The sequence below is a fragment of the Caulobacter sp. GW821-FHT09H08 genome (genome assembly GCF_059415885.1).
Genome location: NZ_JBWKOC010000002.1, coordinates 653448 through 679868, shown reverse-complemented (window position 1 = coordinate 679868; position 26421 = coordinate 653448). Strand labels below are relative to the sequence as shown.

Genomic DNA, 26421 nt, shown 5'->3' with positions numbered 1-26421 from the left:
CGAACGATTCGCGTCGCGACCTTTGGGGCAACGAGTCCAGTGCCGATTTCGTACCTCTCCGCCGCCCAGATCGCCAACCTGGCGACGACGACGATCCAGAACCTCTCGACGACCAAGCTCGAAACCCTGTCCAGCACCCAGGTCGGGGCGCTGTCGGGCGAAGCGATCGGCGTCCTGGATTCCAGCCAGGTCTCGGCGCTGTCGTCCACCCAGGTCAAAGGCCTGACGGCCACCCAAATCCCGGCCTTCTCGCAGAACCTCCTGTTCGACATCGACCAGCTACAGGCCTTCAGCGGCGTCCAACTCAACGCCCTGACCTCCACCCAGTTGGCCAAGCTGGACTCCCAGCGCTTGCAGGCGCTGAGCGCCACCCAGGTCGGCACGATGGACGCCACCCACTTCACGGGTCTGGACGCCACCCAGGTCGCCGCGCTCAGCACGACCCAGATCGCGCAGCTGTCCGTCACCCAGATCGCCGCGTTCAGCGCCGAGGACCTGAACGAGCTCTCGCCGGAGAAGTTCGCGACCCTGTCGGCCACCCAGATGGCCGCCCTGCCCGCCACCCTGATCTCGTCCCTGGCGGGCGAGCGCCTGGGGTCGCTGACCAGCACGCACCTGCAGCGCTTCTCCGCGACCCAGATCGCGGCGCTCACCAGCGACCAGATCCGGGCCCTCGACACCGATCTGGGCGCGCTGTCGGCCACTCAGATCACGGCCCTGAGCGGCGTCCAGACCGCAGCCTTTTCCGACGCGCTGGTCCAAGGCCTCACGGCAACGCAGTTAGCCAGCTTCAGCGCCGATGGTTTCGCCGGCCTTTCGGCCGAGCACGTGGCCGGTTTGACGGCGGACCAAATCGTAGGCCTGAAAACGACCCAGATTCGCGCCTTGGGCGCTAACGAACTCGCCGAGTTCACCCCAGCCCAGGTAGCGGTGTTCAGCAACACCCAGCTGGCCGCCCTGAGTACGACCGGTCTCAACAGCCTGAGCCAGACCCAGATCCAGGTCTTCAATGCGACGCAACTGGCCGCGCTGACCACGACCCAGATCGCCGGTCTCTCGGAAACCGATCTCGGTGAATTCACGCCGGCCCAGGTTGAGATCTTCAGCACCACCCAACTGGCAGCCCTGACCGCCACCGGCTTGAACAACCTGAGGCAAGACCAGATCCAGGTCCTGACCGCCACCCAGTTGGGCGGCCTGACCACGACCCAGATCGGCGGATTGTCCCAGACCAGCCTCGCGGCGTTCACGCCCGCCCAGGTCGAGGTTTTCAAGACCACGCAGTTGGCCGCGCTGACGACGACCAACTTCAACGCGCTCGACCGGAGCCAGATCGGGGCGCTGACCGCGGCCCAGCTGGCGGGGCTGACAACGACGCATATCGGCGGCCTGTCGCAGACCGACTATGCCGAGTTCACGACCTCCCAGGCGGAAACCTTCAACGCCACCCAGGTGGCCGCCCTGGCCACCACCACCCTGAACGGCCTGACCCAGGAAAACATCCAGGCCTTCACCGAGAACCAGCTGGCGGCCCTGACCCCGACGCAGGTGGCCGGGCTCGCCAAGGACACCTTCTCCAAGTTCACGCCGAGCCAGGTCCAGCATCTGACGCCGCCCCAGATGGCTTCGCTGTCGACGACCAATTTCAACAGCCTCAGCCAGGACCAGGTCCGCAGTCTGAGCGGATCGCAGCTGGCGGCGGTGACGGCGACCCAGATCGGCGGCCTCTCCGAAACCGACTTCGCGAAGTTCACCCAGGCTCAGCTGGACAGCTTCAGCGGCGCTCAGATGGGCGGGCTGTCGACGACCAACTTCAACGGCCTGAGCCTGACGCAGATCCGCGGCCTGACCTCGACCCAACTGGCCGGCCTCACCGCCACGCAAATGGGCGGTCTGTCGGACACCGACCTGGCCGAGCTGACCACGACCCAGTTCTTCTCGCTGTCCGGAACCCAGATCGGCGGACTGTCGGCCAGTCACCTCAGCGGGCTCAAGGCCACCGCCTTCCAGGCCCTGAGCCGTTCGCAGATCGCTGGCCTCAGCCAGACGCAGCTCAGCGCGCTGAGCACCACGGACATCGGCGATTTCACCACGACTCAGGTTTCCGCCCTGACGGCCTCGCAGCTGGTCGCATTGTCGGTGACCGACCTGGCCGCGCTGTCGTCCGACCAGGTCTCGGCCCTGGCGCCCAGCACCCTGACGGGCCTGTCGGCGTTCCAGCTGCGCAGCCTGACGGCGACCGCCTTTGCCCGCCTCAATGGCCCGCAGGTCCAAGCCCTGACCGCGGCCCAGGTCGGTTCGCTGGCGACCTCGGTGATCGCCAGCCTGACCACGACCCAGGTCAGCTACCTGCAGCCGGCCCAGATTCCGGGCCTGACCCTCTCGCAGCTAGGCTGGCTGTCGGCGACCAACGTCGCATCGATGACGCCACTGCAAGTCGGCGCCTTCACCCCGGCTCAGGTCGAGCGGCTTCCCTAGGCTTTGCCGGCCAGCGCCTTGGCCAGGTAGTTCGCCAAGGCCTCGACGCGTGCCGGACGCGGGCCGCCGGGCGGCATGACTAGGTGCAGAGCAATCGGGGCGGCGGTCCAGTCGGTCAGCACCTCTTCCAACCTTCCGGCCGCCAGCGCCTCGCCAACGATGAAGTCCGGCAGCACCGCCACGCCGACCCCGGCGATCAGCGATGGTACCAAGACGTCGCCGTTGTTGGCCCGGATCACCGAGCGGGGACGCACGGACGCCTCCTCCCCGCCCTTCTGGAAGCGCCAGGTCTCCGGCGCGGACTGGTGGCCATAGGTCAGGCCACGATGCTCGGCCAGGCCGGCGGGATGGTTCGGCCTGCCGTGCTTGCTCCAGTAGCCAGGCGCAGCCACGACATGCCGCTTCACGGCGCGTAGCCGCCGAGCGACCAGCGAGCTGTCCGGAAGGGCCGCCACGCGCAGGGCCAGGTCGAAGCCCATGCCGACCAGGTCGACGGTGGCGTCCGACAGGTGCAGGTCGACGGAGACGTCCGGATAGGCCTCGAAGAAGCCCGGCAGCACCGGCCCAAGACTGGTGATGCCCAGCGACATCGGCACGGCCATCCGCACGTTGCCGCGCGGGGCCGAGGACTGGCTGGACGCCTCCTCCTCCGCCGCCTGCGCCTCGGCCAGGACGCGGCTGGCGCGCTGGACGAGGGACTGGCCGGCGTCGGTCAGGGCCAGGCGACGCGAGGTGCGATTGAAGAGCCGCGCGCCTAGGCGCTCCTCCAGCCGGGTGACGGCCTTGGAGACCGTGGCCTTGGACATGGCCAGCTCGTCGGCGGCGGCGGCGAACGAGCGCAGCTCGACCACCTTGGCGAACACGGCGAGGCCTTCGAGATCGGGAAGCTTGGACATGGCATAATCGTAGTTTTGGAAACGATGAGTTTCAATCGTTTCTATTTATGATCTCAGCCAGCCGCCTATCTTCTCCTCAACAGGACGCGCCGACGCGGCGCACTCCAGAGGGTACAGAAAGGTTTAGAGCCATGATCGTCCACAAGCCGTTCGATAATCTTGGCGGCGCCGACCACGGTTGGCTGAACGCCAAGCACCACTTCTCGTTCGCCAGCTACTACGATCCCAGCAACATGAACTGGGGTGCGCTGCGGGTCTGGAACGACGACGAAATCGCCCCCAACACCGGCTTCCCGCCGCACCCGCACAGCGACATGGAGATCATCACCTATGTCCGCGACGGCGCGATCACCCACCAGGACAACCTGGGCAACAAGGGTCGCACCGAGGCCGGCGACGTCCAGGTGATGAGCGCGGGCACGGGCATCCGTCACTCGGAGTACAACCTCGAGCCGGAAACGACCCGGATCTTCCAGATCTGGATCGAGCCCAAGACCTTCGGCGCGGCTCCCTCCTGGGGCGCCAAGCCGTTCCCGAAGGGCGACCGCTCGGGCAAGTTCGTGACCCTGGCTTCGGGTTTCGCCGATGACGCCGACGCCCTGCCGATCCGCACCGACGCCCGCGTTCTGGGCGCCACGCTGAAGGCCGGCGAGAGCACGACCTACGCCCTGGGCAAGGATCGCAGCGGCTATCTGGTGCCCGCCGTCGGTGTCGTCGAAGTCAACGGCGTAAAGCTGAACGCCCGCGATGGCGCCGGCATCAAGGACGAGGACGTGATCACCGTCACCGCGCTGGAAGACGCCGAACTGGTTCTGGTCGACGCGGCGTAAGCGCGACCGTTCCATTCAAGAAACAGGACGCGAGGAAACCTAAACCTCGCGTCCGACCTTCCTCCCCACAGTTCCCGCAAGGAGGCCGTCATGGCCAAGGTTCTCGTTCTCTACTACTCATCCTACGGCCACATCGAGACCATGGCCAAGGCCGTCGCCGAAGGCGCTCGTGAAGCCGGCGCCCAGGTCGACATCAAGCGCGTGCCGGAAACCGCGCCGCTTGAAGTCGCCCAGAAGGCCCACTTCAAGCTGGACCAGGAAGCGCCGGTCGCGACCGTCGCTGAACTGGCCGACTACGACGCCATCATCGTCGGCACGGGCACGCGCTTCGGCCGCATGAGCTCGCAGATGGCCTCGTTCCTCGATCAGGCCGGCGGTTTGTGGGCCCGCGGCGCCCTGCACGGCAAGGTCGGCGGCGCGTTCACCTCGACGGCCACCCAGCACGGCGGCAACGAGACCACGCTGTTCTCGATCATCACCAACCTGCTGCACTTTGGCATGGTGATCGTCGGTCTCGACTACGGCCACGCCGGTCAGATGACGCTGGACGAAGTCACCGGCGGCAGCCCCTACGGCGCCAGCACCATCGCCGGCGGCGACGGCTCGCGTCAGCCCAGCGAAAACGAGCTGGTCGGCGCCCGCTACCAGGGCCGCAAGATCGCCGAGACCGCCCTCAAGCTGCACGGCTGATCCTCCCTCCAAGGATCTACAAGCCGTAGCCGATCGTCCGCGCCCTCCCCCAATGGCCGACGATCAACGAACCGCCCCGAGGACTCCCTCCGCCTCGGGGCGGCTTTTCGTTCTATTTGCAGCTAGTGCTTCGGATCGAAATCCGGGGCCTGCGAGGTCACATAGGCGTCCCACTCGGCCGCCGAGTGGAAGTCCAGGCCCTTATCCCAGGCCGCGCCCATGTAGTAGACGAACGGCTTGCCGGCCTCGACCTTGATCAGGACGAGGTAGTTGTCGAAGTCCTGGCGCACCTCGACGACCGACTTGGGGTCGACCATCAGGGCGATGGCCATCGAGCCCTTCTCCGGATCCGCCGGCTCCCAGAAGGTGACGCGGCCAGGCGCCAGGTCCTTCTTGAACACGCCCGTCCCGCTAGCGCGTTTGCGCTTGGAAATGCCGATGCCGACGATCAGCGGGCCCGGCTGGTCGGAGCTGATGGTCGAGACCATCCGCGTGAAGTTGGTGCCCAGCGGCAGGGTGAAGGTCCGCGTCTCCCAGACCTTGCGATCCACATCGACCGGCCACGGCGCGTAGTCGACGCTGAACGAGGCCACGTCGGGCCCGTTCTGGATCATCTTCCAGCTGGACCAGTTGCGCGAGGTCCAGAGCTTGTTGTCCTGCCAGACGCCCAGCCCGCCCGCGCCGCGACCGGTGCCGACGTCGTAGAAGTCCAGTCCCTCGCCATGGTTGGCGTGCTGGTCGCCGGTCTTCAGCTGGCGGTCCATGTAAGGCCACCGCTCGCTCTTGCCCCAGGCGTCGACGCCCGAGGTCGACGGCGGCTCGTTCTTCTCCAGGTCGCGGCTGTAGATCCGGTGCGCGGTGCGGTCGTTCTCCCAGAGGATGTCGTTGAAGCGGTACGGGGCCAGCACCACGGTGGCGCGCGGCTTCTGGCCCTCGGCGTCGGGCTTGGGCAGCGGCTTGGCGGGCGCGTGCTCCTGGGCGTGGGCGCAGCCCAGCGAGAGCGCCAGGACGGCGGCGAGGATCAGGGTCTTCTTCATCTCGAACGCTCTCAATGGAACTGCGGAAACTTGGCCAGGGCCGCCCGGGCGCACTGATCGGCCGCCTCGTGCGTGGTGTCGGCGATCGCCAGCCCGCCGACGACGGCGGTTCCCACGTGCAGCGGCAACGAGCCGGCGTGGGCGTTCAGGCGATCGGGATCGGCGGCGATCTTGGCCGCGAATTCGGGATCGGACTTCTCACGCGGCTCCATGACGCTGCCGGGCAGGTCGAAGACGACGGCGGCATTGGCCTTGCGCGGCGCGGCGATCGGCGGCTTGGGGCTGAGCTCATCGCGCAGGACGACCAGCGGATTGCCCTTGGCGTCGACGACGGCGGCGGAGACATGTGCGCCCTTGGCGGCGCAGGCGCCGATGGCGGCCTTGGCGAGGTCGATTGCGACCGGAAGCGTCAGGATCTGAGGCTGCGGATCAGGCGCGGCGGCCAGGGTCGCGCTGAAGGCCAAGATCGCCAGCATGATGCTTCCTCCCAGAAGTCTTGCTCCTGGGTATAGCGTCGGCCCGAAATTGGTCTAGCCAAATTTTTGAATTGGATAATCCAGCCGGTGGATCAGTCCTTCGGACGCACCACGGCCGTCAGCCAGCCGCCGCCCCACGGCGTGTTGATCACCGCCTCGTCCAGCATCTCGCCCAGGGCCTTCAAGCGATGCCAGAGCCGCAGCGGCTTCAGGGCTAGCCACATGGTCAGGCCCACGGCGCCACCGGGCTTCAGGTTCGGGGCGTAGTGCGCCACCAGTGCCTCGACCTCGCCCAGATGCTCGATGCACTCGGAGAAGACCACGACGTCGAAGGTCTCGTCGGTCGCGAAGATGCGGCCGTCGCCCAGCAGCATCTTGACCTCGCCGATCGCGATCTCGGGCGCGAGGCGCATCTCGCCGCGCTCGACGGCGGGTTTGGAGAAGTCGACGCCGACATAGCGGGCCGGCCGGTGGGCCCGCAAGGCCTCGTAGAACACGCCCTCGCCCGCCCCGATCTCCAGCACGCGCGGATTGGGCCAGCGGTCGGCGATCATCGCGGCCAGCAGGCGGTGATGGTGGCGTTGTTCGGAGCGGTTCAGGCGGTCGTAGATGCCGTCCTGGTACTCGGCGTCCCACTTCTCGACCGGCGCGGCGATGATCGGCTTGTTCCGCTTGCGCATGAACAGCTCGCCGACCCACGGACGGTCTAGGGACATCAGCTCCGTGAATCGGCGCCAGCGCAGATAGGCCATGAAATCCCCCGAGATATCGATCCCGGATAGGGAAAGGGCCCCGGACTGTCCAGTCCGAGGCCCCTTCTTGGGTTCTAGCCTTTGTTGGCCAACGCCGCTTGCGCCGCAGCCAACCGCGCGATCGGCACCCGGTAGGGCGAGCACGACACGTAGTCGAGGCCGACCTTCTCGCAGAAGCTGATCGAGGCCGGGTCGCCGCCGTGTTCACCGCAGATGCCCAGCTTGACGTCCGGACGCACCGCGCGGCCGCGCTCGGCGGCCAAGCGGATGAGGTCGCCGACGCCTTCCTGGTCGAGGCTGACGAAGGGGTCCTTCTCGAAGATGCCCTTGTCGATATAGGCGTTCAGGAACTTGCCGGCGTCGTCGCGGCTGATGCCGAACGTCGTCTGGGTCAGGTCGTTGGTGCCGAAGCTGAAGAACTCGGCGTTCTGGGCTAGGTCACCGGCGCGCAGGGCGGCGCGGGGCAGCTCGATCATCGTGCCGACGGAATAGGTGATCTCGACGCCCTGCTCTTCCAGCACAGCCTTGGCGGTGCGGTCGGTCAGGTCGCGCAGGTACTTCATCTCCTCGCCCTTGGCGACGAGGGGATGCATGATCTCGGGGACCGGAGCGGCCTTGCCCGACTTGGCGATCTCGCAGGCGGCCTCGATGATGGCGCGGACCTGCATCTCGTAGATCTCGGGATACGAGACGCCCAGGCGGCAGCCGCGGTGACCCAGCATGGGGTTGGTCTCGTGCAGCTCCTTGGCCCGGCGCAGCAGCTTGGCGGCGTCCAGACCGGTGGCCTCGGCCACGGCTTGGACGTCCTCCTCGGTGTGCGGCAGGAACTCGTGCAGCGGCGGATCCAGCAGGCGGATCGTGACCGGCAGGCCCTCCATGATCGTGAACAGTTCGACGAAGTCGGCCTTCTGGAACGGCGCGATCTTGGCGAGGGCCGCGCGGCGGCCCTTCTCGTCATCGGCCAGGATCATCTCGCGCACGGCGGCGATCCGGGTGTCGTCGAAGAACATGTGCTCGGTGCGGCACAGGCCGATGCCCTCCGCGCCGAACTGGCGGGCGGTCTTGGCGTCCAGCGGCGTCTCGGCGTTGGCGCGCACCTTCAGGCGGCGGACCTCGTCGGCCCAGCCCATCAGGGTGGCGAAGTCGCCGGTCAGCTCGGGCTCGATCATCTTCGGCGAGCCGGCCAGGATGTCGCCGGTCGAGCCGTCGATGGTGATGGTCTCGCCCAGCTTGAACTCGCGACCACGGACGCGGAACAGGCCTTCCTTGGGGAAGATCGACACGTCGCCGGCGCCGGAGACGCAGGGACGGCCCATGCCACGCGCCACGACGGCGGCGTGGCTGGTCATTCCGCCCCGGGCCGTGATGATGCCGCGTGCGGCGTGCATGCCGTGGATATCCTCGGGCGAGGTTTCCTCGCGCACCAGGATCACCGACTCGCCATTGGCGGCGGCCTTTTCGGCGGCGTCGCTGTCGAAGACGATCTTGCCGGTCGCCGCGCCGGGCGAGGCCGGCAAGCCCTTGGTGATCACGTCGCGATGGGCCGACGGATCGATGGTCGGGTGCAGCAGTTGGTCCAGCGAGGCCGGCTCGACGCGGCCGACGGCCTCTTCCTTGCTGATCACGCCCTCGGCGGCCATGTCGACGGCCGTCTTCAGCGCGGCCTTGGCGGTGCGCTTACCGTTCCGGGTCTGCAGCATGTAGAGCACGCCGCGCTCGACGGTGAACTCGATGTCCTGCATGTCGCGGTAGTGACGCTCCAGCGTCTCCACGACCGACTTGAACTGGCCGAACACCTCCGGCATCGCCTCTTCCATCGAGGGAGCGACGTCGCCCATTTCCTCGCGGGCGGCCTTGGTCAGGGACTGCGGCGTGCGGATGCCCGCCACCACGTCCTCGCCCTGGGCGTTGATCAGGAACTCGCCGTACAGGCGGTTGTCGCCGTTCGACGGATTGCGGGTGAAGGCCACGCCGGTCGCCGAGGTCTCGCCCATATTGCCGAACACCATCGACTGGATGTTCACGGCCGTGCCCCAGCTCTCGGGAATGTCGTGCATACGGCGATAGAACTTGGCGCGATCGTTCATCCAGCTGGCGAACACGGCGCCGACGGCGCCCCACAGCTGCTCCTGGGCGTCCTGCGGGAACGGCTTGCCCAGGTGGTCGCGGACGGCGGCCTTGTAGTCCTTGATGACCTCGGCCCAGTCGTCGGCCGTCAGGCCGGTGTCGACGTGGACGTCCAGGCGATCCTTGTGGTCGTCCAGAATCTCCTCGAACATGTGGTGCTCGAGATTGAGCACGACGTTCGAGTACATCTGGATGAAGCGGCGATAGCTGTCATAGGCGAAGCGCCGGTCGCCCGACAGCTTGGCCAGGCCTTCGACGGTCTCGTCGTTGAGACCCAGGTTCAGCACCGTGTCCATCATGCCCGGCATCGAGGCGCGGGCGCCCGAGCGCACCGAGACCAGCAGCGGGTTGGCGACGTCGCCGAAGGTCTTGGCGGTGATCTCCTCGATCTTGGCCAGGCCGGCGGCGACCTGCTGAGCCAGCTCGGCCGGGTACTGCTTGCCGTTGGCGTAGTAGTGGACGCAGGCCTCGGTGGTGATCGTAAAGCCGGGCGGAACCGGCAGGCCCAGGGACGACATCTCCGCGAGATTGGCGCCCTTCCCCCCTAGGAGATTCTTCATCGAAGCGTCGCCGTCAGCGCCGCCTCCCCCGAAACCGTAAACCCAGCGGGCCTTGGTCAGCGTCTCAACCGGCATCTTTGAATTCACCCTGCGATAAGTGAAAAGGCCGCGCCCCTCTGACGGGGGTCGTCTCGCCCTGGAACAGCTCCGCGTGTCGTGATCCCGCAGTGCAATATCCGGGCGCCTCAGTAGCACTTTGGCCAAGAACGCGTCCACTGGCGGTTCGCGTTCCAAGTGATAACAAGAGAATTCGGCAAATAATTCCAATGACAACGTTGTCCGCATATCGGACTTCGCAAGCTTCGCGGCGAGCGCGCGGCGAATCCGCGACTTGAACCGGAACCGGACGATCTGAGCGCTTGTCTTCGCGCTGCGAAATGCATCCTCTGATGCGTATGAGCCCCCTGCTCGCCCGACTCGGCGCGTCCCGAAACGACGCTGACGCCATCGCCGACCTGCACACTCGCAGTCGGCAGGTCGCCTATCGCGGCCTCTATGGCGACGCCTATCTGGACACCGAGCTGTTCGAGGTTTCGCGGACGACCTGGCGCGCGCGGTTCGCCGACTTCGATCCCGCGAGCGACCTGATTCTGGCGGCCATGGATGGCGCCGAACCCGTAGGCCTGGCCTATGCCTCGTTCCGGCTGAGGCCCGAGGTGGGCGCTTTGCTCGACAACCTGCACGTCGCCCCCGAGCGTAAAGGCGGCGGCCTGGGCTCGGCCCTGCTGGCCGGCGTGGCGCGATGGCTGGTCGAGGAGCACGGCGGCGCGCCGCTGCACCTGGAGGTCTATGCGCCGAACGCCTCAGCGCTGGGCTTCTACGAGCGCAAGGGCGGCGTGGAGGTCGCGTGCTATCGCGAGGCGGCTCCAGGCGGGCGCGAGGTGGATGTGGTGCGGTATCGGTGGTCGGCGCCAAGCGCCCTGCTCTAGCCCCCTAAAACGAAAGCGGCGGACGACCCGACCGGATCGTCCGCCACTCGCCCCCGTGGAGGCGCCGTCTTTGGCTCTAAGCGGCCGCCATACGGCCTTCCACTATCTTTTGCCGATCTGGCTCTAGAACGGGATTTCGTCGTCCAGGTCGGCCGAGAAGCTCTCGCGCGGGCCGCTGGGCTGGCTGCGCTGACCGCCACCACCACCGAAGCTGGAGCCGCCGCCGCCCGAATAGCCGCCGCCGTACTCGTCACCGCCGCCCGACGAGGCGCCGGCGCTGTCGCCGCGGCCGCCCAGCATGGTCAGTTCGCCACGGAACTTCTGCAGCACGATTTCGGTCGAGTACTTCTCGACGCCGGTGTTGTCGGTCCACTTGCGGGTCTGGATCGCGCCCTCGATGTAAACCGTCGAGCCCTTCTTCAGGTACTGCTCGGCGACCTTCACCAGGTTGTCGTTGAAGATGACCACGCGGTGCCACTCGGTCTTTTCCTTGCGCTCGCCGCTGTTGCGGTCGCGCCAGGTTTCCGAGGTTGCGATGCGGAGGTTGGCGACGCGGTCGCCCGAACCCAGGCTGCGGATTTCGGGGTCGGCCCCGAGGTTGCCCACCAGAATGACTTTGTTGACGCTGCCAGCCATCGCTTGACCTTGCTCTCGCCCGGCGACCCTTGCGCCGGAATCTAAGCGCGGACGTTAACGAAGTGCGCGCCCGAAATGCAAGCTTTGTTCTTGCAATGTTCTTGTGGACGAGCAAGAGGGCTGTGGACGGACGAGTCGCCCGCCCGCTTCGTCGAGGCGTCAGAGAGAAGCGTTACTGGGCGGGACGGATGGCGCCCGGGACGGCCAGGCGGCCATCGCCGGTGCGGACCAGCGACATGAAGCGCGCGCCTTCATAGGTCTGGCCCAGATAGATGCCCTCCTTCTCGATAAAGATGAAGGATCCCTGGTAAGCGCCGACCATGCTCTTGCTGTTCGACTGGCCCATGCGGACGAAGCGGATGCGCATGCCTTCCAGCGTGGCGGCGCACTCTTCCATCTGCGGCACGTTACGGGCCACCGGATTGTAGCGCAGCGTACCGTCCTTGTTGACGCCCACATGGAAGCAGACGCCCTGCTCGAACGGCGCCTTGGTCTGCTTCTCGCACCCGGCGAGCGCGAGGCTGGAGACGGTCAGGAGTGCGGCAACGGCGAGGACGGTCTTCTTCATGGATTACACTTATAAAACCAATCAGCCGTTCGGGATAGAGCAGTTCGGGCCCTGGTCGAACGCGGTGTGGAAGCTGCGGTTGTCCGACGAGATCTCGACCCGCCCAGGCACCAGGCGCAGCGTTTCCTCGCCCCAGCGACCATAGGTGGCGCCGCCGGTCTTCTCGCAGCGACCGCCGAACAGCTGCTGGGCGCAGGCGTTCAGGGTGATCTCGCCAGGCAGGCGCCGCCATTCGTTGCCGGCGTAGCGCCAGCAGGCGCCCAGCGGCGTGTTGGCCGAAGCATTGGTCGGCGTCGAAGGCGCGACCGGGTTCGACGGCGCGGGCGCGGTCGGCGCGGTGACGGTCGGGGTCGGCGGCAGCGGCGTCAGCACCGTGCCAGCCTGGTCGGCGGCGGCCAGGGCCCCGGTCTCGTCGACGCCGACGTCCAGGGCGCCGGTGGCGACGCCGTTCTTCTTGGCGCATTCGGCCAGGGTGATCTCGCCGACGAAAGTCCCACCGACGAAGCAGCGCAGCGGGCGCGCGGGGTCCAACTTGCTGTCGTCGTCACGGCCGGTCTCGACGATCAGGCCGCCGCGCGAGGCCGGCGGGGCCTCGGTCTGCTTGTGCCCCGACATCAGGGCCACGGCGATGCCCAGACCCGCCAGCACCGCGAAAGCCGCGCCGCCGCCGAAGATGAGAACGGTCCGTCGATCTTTGAGGAAATCCATGGTCCCTGGCTACGACGCGTCGATGACGCTTTCAAGCACGACGGGGCCAGAAAAGGGCTGGTGTCAGCCGCCCGTCAGCCGGTTCAGCGCCGCCTGATAGTTCGAAAGCTGGTTCTTCAGATAGGCGGGCACCGTGCCGTCGGTTTTGCCGGAGCTGGATCCGCTGTCGTTCTTGATCCCCATCGCCGTGTCGGCGATCTCGCGATAGGCCGAGCGAACCGACGACATGGCGCGCTGCAGGACGATGCTGGCGTTCTTCCGGCCGGCCTCGCTGGTGATGTCCAGCTCGGGCGGCAGTTGCAGGCCGTAGACCGGACCGCTGCCGTCGGCCGAAACGGTCTTGCCGTCGTCGGTCTTGGTGGCGCGCACCACGCCGCCGGCCAGGCCTAGCGAGCTCAGCACGTCGGTCCCGCCCTTGCCGGCCACGATCTCGATGGTCGAGGTGCTGGAGGCCGGGCTGATCTTCAGCACGCGGCTGTTGCCGTTGCTGCCGACCTCGACCTTGGCGCGATAGCCCGAGGCGCGCTTGATCTTGTCGGCGAGGGTTTCCAGCGTGTCGTTGGCCTCGATCTTGATCGTGGTCAGCGTGCCGCGCTCGCGCGTCCGGATCTGGAAAGTGTCGCCGGCCCGCGCCGCGGTCGCCGAGACAATCCGGTCGGACTGCGTGAAGTCCATCTTGCCGCTGGGCAGGCCGAACAGGTCCAGGGACGAGGCGCCGGCCGACGAAACCGCGAGCGAGGTCGGCGTCGCGTTGCCGTCCTTGCCGGTCAGGCGCTGGCTCCAGTCGACATTGCCCGTGCCGACATTGACCTGGGCGACGTAGCCGTCCTTGGTCCCCACCGTCTCCTGGCCGTCCAGGTTCTTGCCGGCCGCACCGGCGAACCAGGCCGTGCCGTTCGAGACCGCGAAGCCCGTGACAGTGTCGTCACCGGTGCCGCCGTAATAGGTCAGCGTGTCGGCGCCGTTGTCGGAGATGTCCAGCGACATGCGGCCGACGAAAGCGTCCATGCCGCCCGACGGCGCGGTCGTCGCGCCGTTGATCGACATCAGGTTGTTGGCCGTATAGCCGCCGACATAGAGCTGGCCGCCGTCGATCTTCAGCCCGACCAGTTCGCCGCCCTTCAGCGAGCCCAGGTCGCGCGTCGCGCCGGCCGTCACGGTGGCGGTCTTGGTGTAGGTCACCGGAACGCTCTGATAGGCGCCGTACTGGTCCAGCTGGGTGACGTTCTCGGTCACGACATTGGCCGCGACGTCGAAGCTGCGCAGCATGGCCTCGCCGTTCTCCTTCGAGCCGACGATGACCTGCGAGCCGTTGACGACGATGTCCGAGACGGAGTCGTTCTCGGCCGTGCCGAACTTCTGGGTGAACAGCGCCTTGGGCTGGCCGCCGGCGTCCGCGGCGAAGGCCGTCAGGTAAGCATCCCAGCCGCCGGACGGATCCGTGCCGACAGCGCCCGGCAGGTCGGACTTGCTGCGACCACCCACATAGAGGACGCCGTCGGAGCCGAAGGCCAGGGCCGTGGCCTCGTCCTCCTGCAGGCCGCCGCGGCGCACCGTCCATTGCTCGTCGCCCTTGGCGTCGTAGCGGGTGACGAAGCTGTCGGTGACCGAAGAACTGTCGCCGTTGTTGATCGGACCGGTGACCGCGCCTTGCAGGCGGCCGCTGACCGAACCGGCCACGGCGACGCTGCCGTCGTCGGCGACGGCCAGGGACAGGCCGTTGGCCTCGTCGGTCGCGCCCAGGGTCCGGGCGTAGAGCAGATGGCCGGCGCTGTCGTACTTCAGCAGGGCGACGTCACTCTCGCCCTTGATGATCTGGCCGTTGAGGTCGGTCTTGCCTTCCACCGCCGTGTCGACGTCGGCCAGCATATAGATCGAGCCGTCCGCGCCGGTCACCGACTTGCGGACCGTGGAGATCGTGCCTTGCAGCGTCTCGGTGAAGACCTTGCCGCCCGGCGCGCCCGCGCCCGCGCCGCCGCCGGTCCCCGAGGCGCTGTACTTGCTCAGCGTGGTCTCGAAGACGCCGTCGTCGGTCGCCGCGTTCTTGTCCGGGTCCGGATCGCCGGCCTTGGTCGTCACATAGACCGCCGGCGCCGTGGTCGGCGCCGAGAAGGTCAGTTGCTCCGCCGAGTCGCCGTTGACCTTCAGGGCGAAGTCGTCGCCCGTGGCCGGCAGCTTCACGGGCTTGCCGTTGACCTGGACCGTGCGCTCCTCACCCGTGGTGCGTTGCACCGAGAAGCTCGTGTTGAAGCCCGCCGTCTTCAGCTTGCCGTTCATGTAGCTGACGACATTGGACATCGTCCGCGGCGTCGAGCCCATCTCCGACAGGTCCATGGTCACGTTCGAGGTGACGCCGAAGCTTTTCACCGCGACGCTGAACGACACATTGCCCTGGAACTTCGGCACCTCGTCGTCGACCTGGCCGCTGTAGAGCGTGTCGGTCGTGTAGGAATAGGTCGCCTTGGGCACGCCGACCGTGCTCTTGGCCGTGGTCGTGACCGAGCCCGTCGTCAGGCGCATCTGGTCCAGCGACAGGCCCTGGACGTAGTTTCCGATCTCGCCGAGCCCCTTGGTCAGCGCGGTCTGCAGGCGCTCGATCTCGCCATCCGCGACACCCTTCTCACCTGCGCGCGTATTCAGCGCCGTCAGGGTGTTGAGCGCCTGATAGGTGGCGAACAACTTCTTGTAGTCCGGGCTGACGCCCTTGAGGCTGGAGGTGTTGGCGCCTTCGTCAACGAACTTGCGGCCGTTAAGGGCCGAACGGACCAGCTCGCTGGCCGGCGGCGTTGCGCCGCCAAGCCAGGGCGCGTTCGGCACGACGGCCTTGGACTTCGTGACCGGCGCGGACGCAGCAGCGCCCGTCAGGCCCGAACGGGCCTGATAGTAGCTGAGCAGCGCGCTGGTATCGAAACTGATCACGAGCGAATCCGGGCGGAGCGCAAAATGCCCCGCTGGTACCTTTGCCAGACGATCGCTTACGACTCGTTAAGCCCTAGGCTTAAGCCGCGATAAGGTTAGCGTCGGAAAGAGCCCGGCGAGCGCCTTCGCGCAGCTCCGCCCATTCCGAGGCGAGAATGCTCAGCAGCACCACGTCGCGGGGCTGACCGTCCTTAAGAACATGCCCCCGCAGATAGCCTTCGCGGCGGAAACCGGCGGCCGACTGTGCTTTCAGGGCCGCGTCGTTGTCGGCCATGACCTCGGCGAATACCTTGTGCAGGCCGAGTTCGCCGAAGGCGTGGTCCAGTCCGAGCACTTGAGCAGCGCGACCGACGCCCCTGCCCCGCGCCTCGGCCGAGCCCAGGAACCAGTTCCAGCTGGCGCGGCGATGATGGCTGGTCAGGCCGGTCAGGGTCAGCAAGCCCATCGGCGCGCCGCCGCGGGTGATCATCCAGCCGCGCATGTCGGCATCTGTGCGCAGAGCCTGGAACCAGGCGGCGTGGGCTTCGCGGCTGGGCAGATCGGCGTCCGACATCCAGCGGTCGACCTCGGGCTCCGAGCGCCACTGAAAGAGGATCGCCTCGTCCTCGTCCCGCAAGTCGCGCAGCTCGATCATGCCCTTCGCCGAATCCCCAAAAAGCCCGGCGCGAGCTTAGCTCGGCCGGGCCTTGGGACCTAATTCAGACTGGCTTTCAACCTGGAGGGTTAGCCGCCCTTGAAGAGGGACAGGATGATCTGCGGCGCGCCGTTGGCGATCGACAGAGCCTGGGCGCCCAACTGCTGCTTGACCTGCAGGGCTTGCAGGCGAGCGCTTTCCTTGGCGAGGTCGGCGTCGACGAGGTTACCCACGCCGGTCTCGAGCACGTCGGTCAGGCGCGAGACGAAGCTGTTGTGGGCGTCGATCTGCTTGGCCTGGGTGCCGATGTTGCCGACGGCCTGGTTGACCGCGCTCATCGTCGTGTCGAGGTTCGCCAGCACCGTTGTGGCGTTGGCCGGCGTCAGGATGTCGTCCGTCAGGTTCAGCGTATTGACCGGACCGCCCAGCGACAGGTTCTGCAGCGACAGCGTAATGGCTTGAGCCGCATCGGCGTCGGCCAGGAACTGCATATCGGCGGCCTGGCTGCCGTCCAGCAGGTTGGCGCCGTCGAAGACCGCACTGCTCACGACCTGCTGCAGGTTCTTCAGGAGCCCCTGGAAGTCGGCGTTGAGCGAGGTGCGGGACGTCGTCGTCAGCGAGGTGTCCTTGGCGGCCACCACCTTCTCGCGCATCAGCTTCAGGAGGTCGGAGACCGACTCGCCAGCGGCCAGGGCCACGTCGGCGATCGAGGTCGCGCGATCCAGGCTCATCTTGACCGCGCCGAGGGCGCTCTGGTCGGCGCGCTGTTCCTGGGCGATCGACCAGACGGCGGCATTGTCCTTGGCGGTCGAGATCGACAGGCCCGTGTTGATGCGGGTCTGCACCGACTGCATGTCGTCGTTGGTGCGGTTCAGGTTCTGCAGCGCGATCAGCGCGGGCTGGTTCGTGTTGACGCTTAGCGTCATCGCGGCCTCCGATCGGCGATTTTGCCGTTGGTTGCGACCGCACGCGATTCGACGTGCGATCTAGTCGCCGCCGAAATTGGGCTCAGAAAGTAAGATTATGGTTAACGGATATAAACCATGTCCGTTAAGGCCTGCGGCCCGCCGTCGCACCCTCCCCGTCGGACGCGCCCAACAGGCCCGGCCTAGACTTGCTACCGCCTAGGCTTGGCCGTCGAAGACGTCGCCCGACGCGTAGTCGGACTCTTCGCGCAGCTTCAGGACCTGCTCGCGCGGGAACTGTTGCAGCGTTTCGCCGGTGCGGCGGTCGACCGTCTTGTAGATATACTCGCCGGAGTCGTCGTCCTGCTCGATCACGAGACGCAGATCACCAGGCTGAGGGCCATCGTCGACAGGCTTGGCGGGTTCGGCTGGAAGGGCCTTCTCCACCGGCGCCGCGGCCGCCAGGCCGCCCTGCCCCGAAACGACGTTCGCGCCCTCGGACGGGTCCGGGGCGTTCGCGGGAGAAACGGGGGCAATGAAGTCTCGAATGGCCGACAATGCGGCTTTGGGTTCCATTTTCTAATCGCCGGCGATTACGTGCCGACCCTCCTTACGAATTGAATGCTCCTGCGATCGGATCCTGAGGAAAGAGGGAGGCGGGTCCCCGGGACCCGCCTCCTCCAGTTCCTTAGCGGAACAGGCTCAGGATCGACGACGAGGATTGGTTCGCGATCGACAGCGCCTGCACGCCAAGCTGTTGCTTGGTTTGCAGCGACTGCAGCTTGGCGCTTTCCTTGGCCAGGTCGGCGTCCACCAGGTTGCCGACGCCGGCTTCCAGGCTGTCTTGCAGCTTGCCGACGAAGGTCAGGTGGGTGTCCAGGCCCGTCGACGACGTACCCAGCGAGGCCAGCTTGTTGGTGGCGGTGCCGATGGCCTTGTCGATCTCGACGAGTTGCGACTTGGCGTTGGCGGCCGAGGTGAAGGTGAAGGCAGCCGACAGCTTCAGACCCGTCAGGTTCAAGCTCTTGGCGGCGACCGTGAAGCCCGAACCGTCCGTGTTGGCCAGGAAGGTCAGCTTGGTGGTCTTGCCGTCAGCGATGCTGACGCCGTTGAACTTGGCGTTGGTGGCGGCCTTTTCGATCTGATCGCGCAGCGACTCGAAGTCCGCCTTGAGGGCGTTGAACGAGGCGGTGTTCAGCGAGGTGTCGGAAGCGGCAAGAGCCTTTTCCTTCATCTTGCCCAGCAGGTCGGTGATGGTGTCGCCGGCGGCCAGCGCCACGTCGATGGTCGACTGGCCGCGTTGCAGCGAGTCCTTCACCGAATTCAGGCTGTTGGCGGTGGCCGTCTGGTTCTTGGCCATGGCCCAGATGGCGCCGTTGTCCTTGGCGTTACCGACCTTCTTGCCGGTATTGATGCGTTGCTGGACAACACCCAGCTCGCTGTTCGTGGTGTTCAGGTTTTGCAGGGCGACGAAAGCGCCAGCGTTCGTATTGATGCTATTCAGCGGCATACGACTAGGTTCCTTTTCAAGGTATCCGACGCCATTTTGGCTGCCGGGAGCGTTTTGCTCGAAAAGGTCTGTAGCAATTGCCGGGCCAATTCTGCCGGGCTGCGACAATCCCGCTAAATCGCTGAAATTACTGAGTTATACATCCATTAACGACGAAGCCTCCCGGCAATTTTTGCCGGGAGGCTTTCGACATAGGCAATTGTTGCCGGGCACAATATGCGCACCCAGCAGAAAAGAGGCGCCGGACGGCTTTTGACGGCCGTCCGGCGTATCGGGCTCACCCCTTGAACAGCGACAGGATGGACTGCGGGCTCTGATTGGCGATCGAGAGAGCCTGCACGCCCAGCTGCTGCTTGGTCTGCAGCGACTGGAGCTTGGCGCTTTCCTTCGCCAGGTCCGCGTCGACGAGGTTGCCCACGCCGGCGTCCAGGCTGTCCTGCAGCTTGCCCACGAAGGTCAGGTGAGTATCCAGACCGGTCGAGGACGTGCCCAGGGAAGACAGTTTGTTCGTTGCCGTTTGCAGCGCGTCGGTCATCTTTTGGATGATGCTCTTCGCGTTGGTCGCCGACGTGAAGGTGAAGTTCGCCGACAGCGACAGACCATCCAGATCGAGGGTCTGCGCATTCACCGTGAAGTTGCCCCCGTCCGAGTTGGCCAGGAAAGCGAGCTTCGTGGTGCTGCCGTCAGCGAGGCTGACGCCGTTGAACTTCGCATTGTCCGCGGCCTTTTGGATTTGGTCGCGGAGCGATTCGAAGTCCGCCTTGAGGGCGTTGAACGAGGCGGTGTTCAGCGAGGTGTCGGAAGCGGCCAGGGCCTTTTCCTTCATCTTGCTGAGCAGATCGGTGATGGTGTCGCCTGCAGCGAGAGCAACATCGATCGTCGACTGACCGCGCTGGAGCGAATCCTTCACGGAGTTCAACGAGCTCGAGCTTGCGCTCTGCATCTTGGCCATCGACCAGATCGCGCCATTGTCCTTGGCGTTAGCGATCTTCTTGCCGGTGTTGATACGGCTCTGGGTGGTGGAGAGCTCCGTGTTAGTGGCGTTCAGATTTTGGAGCGCGAGCAGCGCACCAGGATTGGTGTTGATCGAATTCAGCATTGGATACCTACCGTTTTGGTGGGATTTATCCGGCGTATTGCCGGGTAGGCGTTTTGCCCGCGCGAACCATCGCAAGCGTCGGGCCAGCCGAACGGCGTTCGGTACCATTGCGCAAGTTACTGATTTTATTGAATTATATGAGCAAGCCGGGGTAAAAACAAAACCGCCCGGCGAATGCAATATTCGCCGGGCGGCAGGTTTTTCCGGAGGTGCTAGGCAAGACGTTCAGTCTTGCGGAAATCGAAGAATCAGATGGCGGCGGCGGGCCGCTCGCAGAAGACGTCCGCCGCATCGGCGCGACGCCTAGATAAGGGAAAACTAGGCCGCGTCGGCGCGGCCGGCCAGGCCCTGCATGATCATGCGGTTGATTTCGATCAGGGGCTCGAAGTCCTCCTCCTTGCGCATCACAGCGCTGGAGTGACGACCGACCCACAGGCTCAGCGAGATAATGCTCGCGCGCATTTCCATGGGCAGCTGGTTTTCCGGCAAGGCGCAATCGGTCGCCAAGGCCGACCAGACCTTGCGATTCCAATCCAGTGCGTCGATCCGCGTAGCAATGTCGTCCGCCGAGGCCTGCGACGCGTCCATGAGGGCGCGCGTCACCTGACCGAACAGGCGGTACTCCATTTCACGGGGATTCTCAGCCCGCGTCGCCGCCTGCTGATACGCCCGAAGAGACATGCCCCAACCTCTCGTCTTCGTATTCAATCAACTTTCGGCTCAACATCAGAGCCTTGTAGTACTCACGCGCCATCACGTGCTTCGAAATGGCGATGCAGTCCTGAAGGACCGTAGGATTACGCACAACACCCATAAAATCGTTAAGGCGCGTCGCGAATTCCTCGTAAAACTTCTCGGCCGTACCCTCTTCGAGGTACATCATCATCACCGGGAAATAGATCCGACGCGCGGGCGTCGTGACCTGATCCGGCTGCATGATGTCCTTCTCGCGAAGGACAGACGCCTTGTTCTGGAGCACCAGAACACCGCGCCGGTCTCCGTTCTGGACCACGGCGCCGTTGAGAACGAATTTCTCGCCGGGCTTCAGCGACAGCTTCAAAGGCACTTAATGCCGCTCCCTCTCGTTGCGCTGCGAGCCCGACCCCGCCAATGACGGCGGCTTGATCGGCAAGCTAGGCGAACACGTGTTAACGCCATCTTGCATCTCAAACGACCGCCTTGCGACCGTGAGCCGCAGCTTAGGACTCGATTAAGCATAGCGCCTCAAGACATGGTTAACAGCAGAGTCTAAGGTCCCTCGTATGTCCCGCAAAGCCGCGCTCGAAATGTCCGCCAGCGCCCTCGCCCAGGCCGACGTGGGCGCCGCGCCGATTCACAACGGTCAAATCGCCGGAGCCATCGGCGACTCGGCCTCGGCGGAATCGCTGGAGCGCCTGAAACGCGCCACCCAGGACGTTAAAAACGCCGAGAACAGCAAGTTGCTGGTCCGCGCGATCCAGGCGGTGCATTCCGGCGACTACGTGAAGGCCGACAAATGGGCCCTGAAGCTGCTGCAAAGCGACGAGCAGCTGGGCCTAGCCTGGCACATCCTGGCCATCTCGCGCGAAAAGAATGGCGACTATGCCTCGTCCCTGCGCGCTTACGAGGCCGCGCTGAAGCTTCTGGCCGACCACAGCGCCGTCGCGGGCGACCTGGGCCGCCTAGCCTTCCGCATGAACATGCCGGAACTCGCGGTGAAGTTCTTCGCCCACTTCCGCCTGACCCGCCGGGAGGACGTCGAAGCCTCGAACAACCTGGCCTGCGCCCTGCGCGAACTGAACCGCGAGGACGAGGCGATCGAGGTGCTGAAGGAAGCGATCGGCATCAATCCGGCCGCACCCGCGCTCTGGAACACACTTGGGACGGTGCTGTGCAACCTCGGCAAGGCCGGGGATTCGCTCGTCTTCTTCGAGGAAGCGCTACGCCTGGAGCCCAACTACGCCAAGGCATGGCACAACCGGGCCTTCGCCAAGACGGACCTCGGCGATCTCGAGGGCGCGCTGGTCGACTGCGAGGAGGCGATGAAGCGTCCCGCCCAGGCTCAAGACCTGGCGATCATGCGCTTCGCCCAATCCGTCCTGCTTCTGGCGCTAGGCCGTCTCGAAGAAGGCTGGAAAGCCTATGAGGCTCGTTTCTCACACGAGCTTACCGAGGCCCCGCTCTTCTATATCCCCGGAACCCGCTGGTCGGGCCAGGATCTCAAAGGCAAGGCCGTGCTGATCATCGCGGAGCAAGGACTCGGCGACGAGGTCATGCTCGCGAGCTTGCTGCCGGACATTCTGAAAGACCTCGGTCCCGAAACCACGGTGACCTTGGCGGTCGAGCGCCGTCTGGTCCCGCTGTTCGAACGGTCGTTCCCGGATATCGAGATCGTCCCCCATCGCACCGTTTCGTATGAGGGCCGTGTCTGGCGCGCGATCCCCGAAATCGACGATTTCGGCCGTTTCGACTACTGGGCCGCGCTCGGTGAATTCCTGCCCAGCCTGCGTGGCACGGTCGAGTCCTTCGGCCAGGGCGACGCTTTCCTTACGCCGGATCCGGCGCGGGTCGCCCACTGGAAGGCCGAACTGGAAAAGCTGGGTCCTGGTCTCAAGGTCGGCCTGCTGTGGAAGAGCCTCGTGCTCACCGCCGAACGGGCGCGCCAGTTCTCGTCGTTCCACGCCTGGGAGCCGGTGCTGAAGACCCCGGGCGTCACCTTCATCAATCTGCAGTACGGGGACTGCGACGAGGAGATCGCGCACGCCAAGGAAGCGTTCGGCGTCGAAATCTGGCAGCCGCCGGGTATCGACCTGAAGCAGGATCTGGACGACGTCGCGGCGCTATGCGCCGCGGTCGACCTCACGATCGGCTACTCCAACGCCACGATGAACTTGGCGGGCGCCTCTGGCGCGCCGATCTGGATGATCACCGCGCCGAAGGTCTGGACCCGGCTGGGCACCGATCATTACCCCTGGTACCCGCAGGCGCGCGTCTTCTCCCCGCCCAACTTCAGTGACTGGGAACCGGCCTTGCGCGATGTGGCCAAGGCCCTGACCGAGAAGGTCGGCGGCTGACGCCATGGCGCTGGCGGTCCTGCAAGCCCGAATGTCGTCCAGTCGCTTGCCCGGCAAGGTGCTCGCGCCTGTGGCTGGCGCGCCAATGATCCTGCGCCAGATCGAGCGCCTGCGCCGCGCCAAGCGGCTGGAGCGGATCGTGGTGGCCACGTCCGTCCGCGCCGATGACGATCCTTTGGCCGAGGCCGTCCAGGCAGCGGGCGTGGAAATTCATCGTGGCGATCTGGATGACGTCCTGGGCCGTTTCATCGGCGCATTGGACGCCTTCGGTCCAGTCGAAACACTGATCCGCCTGACCGCCGACTGCCCCCTGGCCGATCCGGACGTCATCGACGCCACCATAGACCGCTTCCATGAGACGCAGGCCGACTACGCCTCGAACGTCGCCGAGCCGCGCACCTTCCCAAAGGGACTGGATGTGGAGGTGATGAAGGCGGCCGCCCTGCGTCGAGCCGCCGTCGAAAGCGCCGATCCCTACGATCGGGAACACGTCACGCCCTACCTCTACCGCACCCCGGGGCGCTTCCGCCTGGCCGGCTACGCGCAGGCGGCCGACGAGGGCGAGGTGCGCTGGACAGTCGATCGGCCCGACGACCTGGAGTTCGTCCGCGCGGTCTATGATGCGCTCTATCAGACGGATCCGGCGTTCGACTCCGCGGCGGTCCGCGCATTTGTGCGCAGTCGCCCCGATTTGGCGGCGTACGGCGGCGATCGGCGGGTCTGAGCATGTCCAAGGCCTCGCTCCGTCCTGTTGATGAAACCGACCGTGACCGACTGATGGTCTGGCGCGATCACCCGGCCGTCGCCGCCTTCATGTTTTCCGACCAGTTGATCGACCGTAAGGGGCATGATCGGTGGTTCGACGGCCTGCTCGCCAGCGGGCGTCACCTGGACTGGATCGTCCTGCTGGACGGCGAGCCGATGGGCTTAAATCGCCTGGTGGACATCGATATCGAACATGGCCGCGCCACCGTGGCCCGCTATCTGGCGCCGGAAGCGCCGCACGGCGTTGGCCTGGGGCGCTTCGCCGAATTCAAGATGATCGACCACGCGTTCGGTCAGATAGGCCTGCGCAAGCTGTGGTCCGAGGTGCTGGCCGACAACGAGGTCGCCTGGACGCTGCACATGAGCCACGGCTTCCGCCGCGAGGCCCTGCTACGCGCTCACGTGATCAAGGGCGGCGCCCCCCAGGATGTGATCGGCCTGGGCTTGCTTGCCGAGGAATGGTCCGAGCACCGTTCGGAGGCGCGCGCCCGCTTGCTGGACAAGGGTTTTTCGGCCGACGACCTCGATGCGCAACTCCCCGTCTAGGGTCCCTTCCCCATCGTTACTCTTGCCAACCGCGTTAGCGCCGGTAGTTTGATCAGTTCGTTTTGAACAACTGTTCGAACCGGATTCGATTCCGGCGGAGATGGGCATGAGCCAGCGCTTCGAAGGCACTTCCGACTACGTGGCCACCGACGACCTGAAGGTCGCGGTCAACGCCGCCGTGGCCCTGGAGCGTCCCCTGCTGATCAAGGGTGAGCCGGGCACCGGCAAGACCGTGCTGGCCTACGAGGTCGCCAAGGCGATGGGCGCGCCGCTGATCACCTGGCACATCAAGTCGACGACCAAGGCCCAGCAGGGCCTCTACGAGTACGACGCCGTCACCCGTCTGCGCGACAGCCAACTGGGCGACGAGCGCGTCAAGGACGTCAAGAACTACATCAAGAAGGGCAAGCTCTGGGAGGCGTTCGAAAGTGGCGTGCGCCCGGTGCTGCTGATCGACGAGATCGACAAGGCCGACATCGAATTCCCGAACGACCTCCTGCAGGAGCTCGATCGCAACGAGTTCTACGTCTACGAGACCGACGAGACGATCAAGGCCAAGATCCGGCCGATCATCATCATCACCTCGAACAACGAGAAGGAACTGCCGGACGCCTTCCTGCGCCGCTGCTTCTTCCACTACATCCGCTTCCCGGAAACCGAGACGATGCAGGCCATCGTCGACGTCCACTTCCCGGGTATCAAGCAGAAGCTGGTCGCCGAGGCGCTGCGGATTTTCTACGACATGCGCAAGGTGCCGGGCCTGAAGAAGAAGCCATCGACCTCGGAGCTGCTGGACTGGCTGAAGCTGCTGCTGGTCGAGGATATCGACGATCAGGTCCTGCGCGAGAAAGATCCGACCAAGCTCATCCCGCCCCTGCACGGCGCCCTGCTGAAGAACGAGCAGGACGTCCACCTCTTCGAACGCCTGGCCTTCCTGGCTCGTCGCGAGGGTTCGGGCTCGCGTCCGGGGCAGTAGTCTCCCGCGAGGGGGTGCGGCGAAACAGCCGTTACTTGGATTTCACTGGACGCGCGTAGGGCGTGCGCCCACCTTCCCGCTCAAATCTGGGAAGGTCCTGGGGGGAACACCCATGCGTCATTCGAAATGGCTGGCCGCGGTGCTGGTGCTCAGCGCCAGCTCGGCCGCCGTGACGGCCTGCCATCGCGTCGAAGCCGACAAGCCGGACCATCACGAGCGCCGCCTGGGCCGCCGCGAGCCGATCCGCGCCATCGACCGCCTGGACTGCCCCGAGCGCCAAGGCGAGCTGACGCGGGTATCCGCGGCCGCCGACGGCCAGTCGTGCGCCTACTCCTCCAGCGAGGCGATAGTCGATCTGCGGCTGGTGCGACTGAACGGCGGCGACGCCGAGGCCGCCTTGGCGCCGGTCGAGGCCGAGCTGAAAGAGGTCATGCCAACTCCGCCGGCTTCGCCGAAGCCCGCCAAGGGCAAGACCGGCAAGAACAAGACCAGCATCCACCTGCCCGGCATCAACATCGACGCCAGCGACGACGGCGCCGATATCCGCATCGGCCACCTGACCATCAACAGCGACGGCGGAGCCGCCGAGGTGAAGGTCAACAAGAACGTCAACTTCAAGGACGACGGCCATCACGACATCGCCATCTCCGCCGATGACGAACACGGCGAAGGTGACGTCACGATCAAGGCCGACAACCACGCCGCCGAGATCCGCGCCAAGAAGGCGGGCGAAGTCGTCCGCTCGACCCTGATCCTGGCCAACGACAAGGCCCCGAGGGGCTACCGCCTGGCCGGCTACGAGGCTCGCGGCCCCAAGGGCGGCCCGTTGGCCGTGGCCGTGGTGAAGGCCAAGACCCGTAACACCGACGACCACGACATCTTCCGGGATATGAAGGCGCTGGTCCGCCACAACGTCGGGGGCTGAGGCCCCTACTGCGTGACCGGCTCGACCTGCATCACCTTGTAGGTCAGCGGCCGACCGTCCTCGTCGGTGACGGTGACGTATTCGCCGAGCGCGAAGCGATGCTCGCCCAAGCGGTGCAGAGGTTCGTCGTCGGCCACGTCGTCGTCGTCATAGTCGAAGAACCAGCGCGTTCCACGCTTGTTTAGGCGACCGTCCACCGCATCCTCGTCCGGCGCGAAACGGCGCACGCTGCAAGAGCCCTTAACCTTGGCGTAGGCGCCCTCGTCGATGTGGCCGTCCTCGGTCAGCGGCGCGGTCAGGGCGTATCCACGGTGGTCGTCGCCGCCGGCGAACTCGGTGCCGGGATTGCGCGCCAGGCGCATGACGATGCGGGACAGGGACATGCGAGTCTCCCTTCTTTCG

At 65.9% G+C, this 26421-nt stretch carries 26 protein-coding genes; 9 read left to right on the top strand and 17 right to left on the bottom strand.

Annotation, left to right across the window (positions count from 1 at the left end):
* The first annotated feature begins 39 nt into the window (after window positions 1–39).
* Window positions 40–2478: a hypothetical protein gene (locus AC07NN_RS08205; protein WP_494639393.1), complete on the top strand. Its 2439-nt coding sequence runs from the start codon at window positions 40–42 to the stop codon at window positions 2476–2478.
* On the opposite strand, the gene AC07NN_RS08200 is transcribed toward AC07NN_RS08205, so the two are convergent.
* Window positions 2475–3374, bottom strand: a complete 900-nt coding sequence (locus tag AC07NN_RS08200) for a LysR family transcriptional regulator (protein ID WP_494639391.1) — start codon at window positions 3372–3374, stop codon at window positions 2475–2477. The two genes, AC07NN_RS08205 and AC07NN_RS08200, sit on opposite strands and share 4 nt — an antisense overlap.
* Window positions 3375–3505: 131 nt before the next feature.
* Between AC07NN_RS08200 and AC07NN_RS08195 the strand changes: the two genes are divergently transcribed.
* Entirely contained in the window at window positions 3506–4204 is a 699-nt protein-coding gene (locus tag AC07NN_RS08195; RefSeq protein ID WP_494639389.1) for a pirin family protein, read from the top strand.
* Window positions 4205–4294: 90 nt separating this feature from the next.
* Window positions 4295–4894 (top strand): NAD(P)H:quinone oxidoreductase, encoded by a 600-nt coding sequence (wrbA, locus tag AC07NN_RS08190; protein WP_494639387.1) that lies wholly within the window; start codon window positions 4295–4297, stop codon window positions 4892–4894.
* A gap of 122 nt (window positions 4895–5016) precedes the next feature.
* On the opposite strand, the gene AC07NN_RS08185 is transcribed toward wrbA, so the two are convergent.
* The 4 genes from AC07NN_RS08185 to ppdK form a co-directional block, all read right to left on the bottom strand.
* Complete coding sequence (locus tag AC07NN_RS08185) at window positions 5017–5931, bottom strand: DUF4861 family protein (RefSeq protein WP_494639385.1); 915 nt, start codon at window positions 5929–5931, stop codon at window positions 5017–5019.
* A gap of 11 nt (window positions 5932–5942) precedes the next feature.
* Window positions 5943–6407, bottom strand: a complete 465-nt coding sequence (locus AC07NN_RS08180) for a heme-binding protein (protein ID WP_494639383.1) — start codon at window positions 6405–6407, stop codon at window positions 5943–5945.
* A gap of 92 nt (window positions 6408–6499) precedes the next feature.
* A complete protein-coding gene (locus tag AC07NN_RS08175) occupies window positions 6500–7159 on the bottom strand; it encodes an SAM-dependent methyltransferase (RefSeq protein WP_494639381.1) in 660 nt (219 codons plus the stop codon).
* Between the two features lie 74 nt (window positions 7160–7233).
* A complete protein-coding gene (ppdK, locus tag AC07NN_RS08170; protein WP_494639379.1) occupies window positions 7234–9921 on the bottom strand; it encodes a pyruvate, phosphate dikinase in 2688 nt (895 codons plus the stop codon).
* 314 nt (window positions 9922–10235) lie between these two features.
* Between ppdK and AC07NN_RS08165 the strand changes: the two genes are divergently transcribed.
* Window positions 10236–10775: a GNAT family N-acetyltransferase gene (locus tag AC07NN_RS08165; protein ID WP_494639377.1), complete on the top strand. Its 540-nt coding sequence runs from the start codon at window positions 10236–10238 to the stop codon at window positions 10773–10775.
* A 123-nt stretch (window positions 10776–10898) separates the two neighbouring features.
* Here the strand turns inward: AC07NN_RS08165 and AC07NN_RS08160 are convergent, their stop codons facing one another.
* The 11 genes from AC07NN_RS08160 to flbT form a co-directional block, all read right to left on the bottom strand.
* Window positions 10899–11411 carry a single-stranded DNA-binding protein gene (locus AC07NN_RS08160; RefSeq protein ID WP_494639375.1) on the bottom strand — a complete coding sequence of 171 codons (513 nt, stop codon included), beginning with the start codon at window positions 11409–11411 and terminating at the stop codon, window positions 10899–10901.
* 172 nt (window positions 11412–11583) lie between these two features.
* Window positions 11584–11979, bottom strand: a complete 396-nt coding sequence (locus AC07NN_RS08155; protein WP_494639373.1) for a hypothetical protein — start codon at window positions 11977–11979, stop codon at window positions 11584–11586.
* A 21-nt stretch (window positions 11980–12000) separates the two neighbouring features.
* Window positions 12001–12687, bottom strand: a complete 687-nt coding sequence (locus AC07NN_RS08150) for a hypothetical protein (protein ID WP_494639371.1) — start codon at window positions 12685–12687, stop codon at window positions 12001–12003.
* A 63-nt stretch (window positions 12688–12750) separates the two neighbouring features.
* On the bottom strand, window positions 12751–15606 hold the full coding sequence (locus AC07NN_RS08145; RefSeq protein WP_494639369.1) for a hypothetical protein: 2856 nt from the start codon (window positions 15604–15606) through the stop codon (window positions 12751–12753).
* Window positions 15607–15685: 79 nt separating this feature from the next.
* A complete protein-coding gene (gene pseH, locus AC07NN_RS08140) occupies window positions 15686–16240 on the bottom strand; it encodes a UDP-4-amino-4,6-dideoxy-N-acetyl-beta-L-altrosamine N-acetyltransferase (protein WP_494639367.1) in 555 nt (184 codons plus the stop codon).
* 89 nt (window positions 16241–16329) lie between these two features.
* Window positions 16330–17166 (bottom strand): flagellin, encoded by an 837-nt coding sequence (locus AC07NN_RS08135; protein WP_494639365.1) that lies wholly within the window; start codon window positions 17164–17166, stop codon window positions 16330–16332.
* Between the two features lie 198 nt (window positions 17167–17364).
* Window positions 17365–17721 carry a flagellar protein FlaG gene (locus tag AC07NN_RS08130; RefSeq protein WP_494639362.1) on the bottom strand — a complete coding sequence of 119 codons (357 nt, stop codon included), beginning with the start codon at window positions 17719–17721 and terminating at the stop codon, window positions 17365–17367.
* A gap of 112 nt (window positions 17722–17833) precedes the next feature.
* Window positions 17834–18655 (bottom strand): flagellin, encoded by an 822-nt coding sequence (locus tag AC07NN_RS08125; RefSeq protein WP_494639360.1) that lies wholly within the window; start codon window positions 18653–18655, stop codon window positions 17834–17836.
* Window positions 18656–18932: 277 nt separating this feature from the next.
* The gene (locus tag AC07NN_RS08120; RefSeq protein ID WP_494639358.1) at window positions 18933–19754 is read right to left on the bottom strand and encodes a flagellin; all 822 of its coding nucleotides are present in this window, start codon (window positions 19752–19754) and stop codon (window positions 18933–18935) included.
* 318 nt (window positions 19755–20072) lie between these two features.
* On the bottom strand, window positions 20073–20435 hold the full coding sequence (gene flaF / locus AC07NN_RS08115; RefSeq protein ID WP_494639356.1) for a flagellar biosynthesis regulator FlaF: 363 nt from the start codon (window positions 20433–20435) through the stop codon (window positions 20073–20075).
* Window positions 20395–20820 (bottom strand): flagellar biosynthesis repressor FlbT, encoded by a 426-nt coding sequence (flbT, locus tag AC07NN_RS08110; RefSeq protein ID WP_494639354.1) that lies wholly within the window; start codon window positions 20818–20820, stop codon window positions 20395–20397. The genes flaF and flbT overlap by 41 nt, the downstream gene beginning before the upstream one ends.
* Window positions 20821–21016: 196 nt before the next feature.
* Here flbT and AC07NN_RS08105 point away from each other — a divergent pair, with 196 nt between their 5' ends.
* The 5 genes from AC07NN_RS08105 to AC07NN_RS08085 all read left to right on the top strand — a co-directional run bounded on the left by AC07NN_RS08105 (window position 21017) and on the right by AC07NN_RS08085 (window position 26019).
* Window positions 21017–22807, top strand: coding sequence for a tetratricopeptide repeat protein (locus AC07NN_RS08105; RefSeq protein ID WP_494639352.1), 1791 nt, complete (start codon window positions 21017–21019; stop codon window positions 22805–22807).
* Window positions 22808–22811: 4 nt separating this feature from the next.
* Complete coding sequence (locus tag AC07NN_RS08100; RefSeq protein WP_494639350.1) at window positions 22812–23531, top strand: cytidylyltransferase domain-containing protein; 720 nt, start codon at window positions 22812–22814, stop codon at window positions 23529–23531.
* A 2-nt stretch (window positions 23532–23533) separates the two neighbouring features.
* Complete coding sequence (gene pseH, locus AC07NN_RS08095) at window positions 23534–24118, top strand: UDP-4-amino-4,6-dideoxy-N-acetyl-beta-L-altrosamine N-acetyltransferase (protein ID WP_494639348.1); 585 nt, start codon at window positions 23534–23536, stop codon at window positions 24116–24118.
* Between the two features lie 106 nt (window positions 24119–24224).
* Complete coding sequence (locus AC07NN_RS08090; RefSeq protein ID WP_494639345.1) at window positions 24225–25094, top strand: AAA family ATPase; 870 nt, start codon at window positions 24225–24227, stop codon at window positions 25092–25094.
* Window positions 25095–25206: 112 nt separating this feature from the next.
* Window positions 25207–26019: a hypothetical protein gene (locus AC07NN_RS08085; protein WP_494639343.1), complete on the top strand. Its 813-nt coding sequence runs from the start codon at window positions 25207–25209 to the stop codon at window positions 26017–26019.
* Window positions 26020–26024: 5 nt separating this feature from the next.
* On the opposite strand, the gene AC07NN_RS08080 is transcribed toward AC07NN_RS08085, so the two are convergent.
* A complete protein-coding gene (locus AC07NN_RS08080; protein WP_494639341.1) occupies window positions 26025–26402 on the bottom strand; it encodes a hypothetical protein in 378 nt (125 codons plus the stop codon).
* Window positions 26403–26421 lie beyond the last annotated feature (19 nt).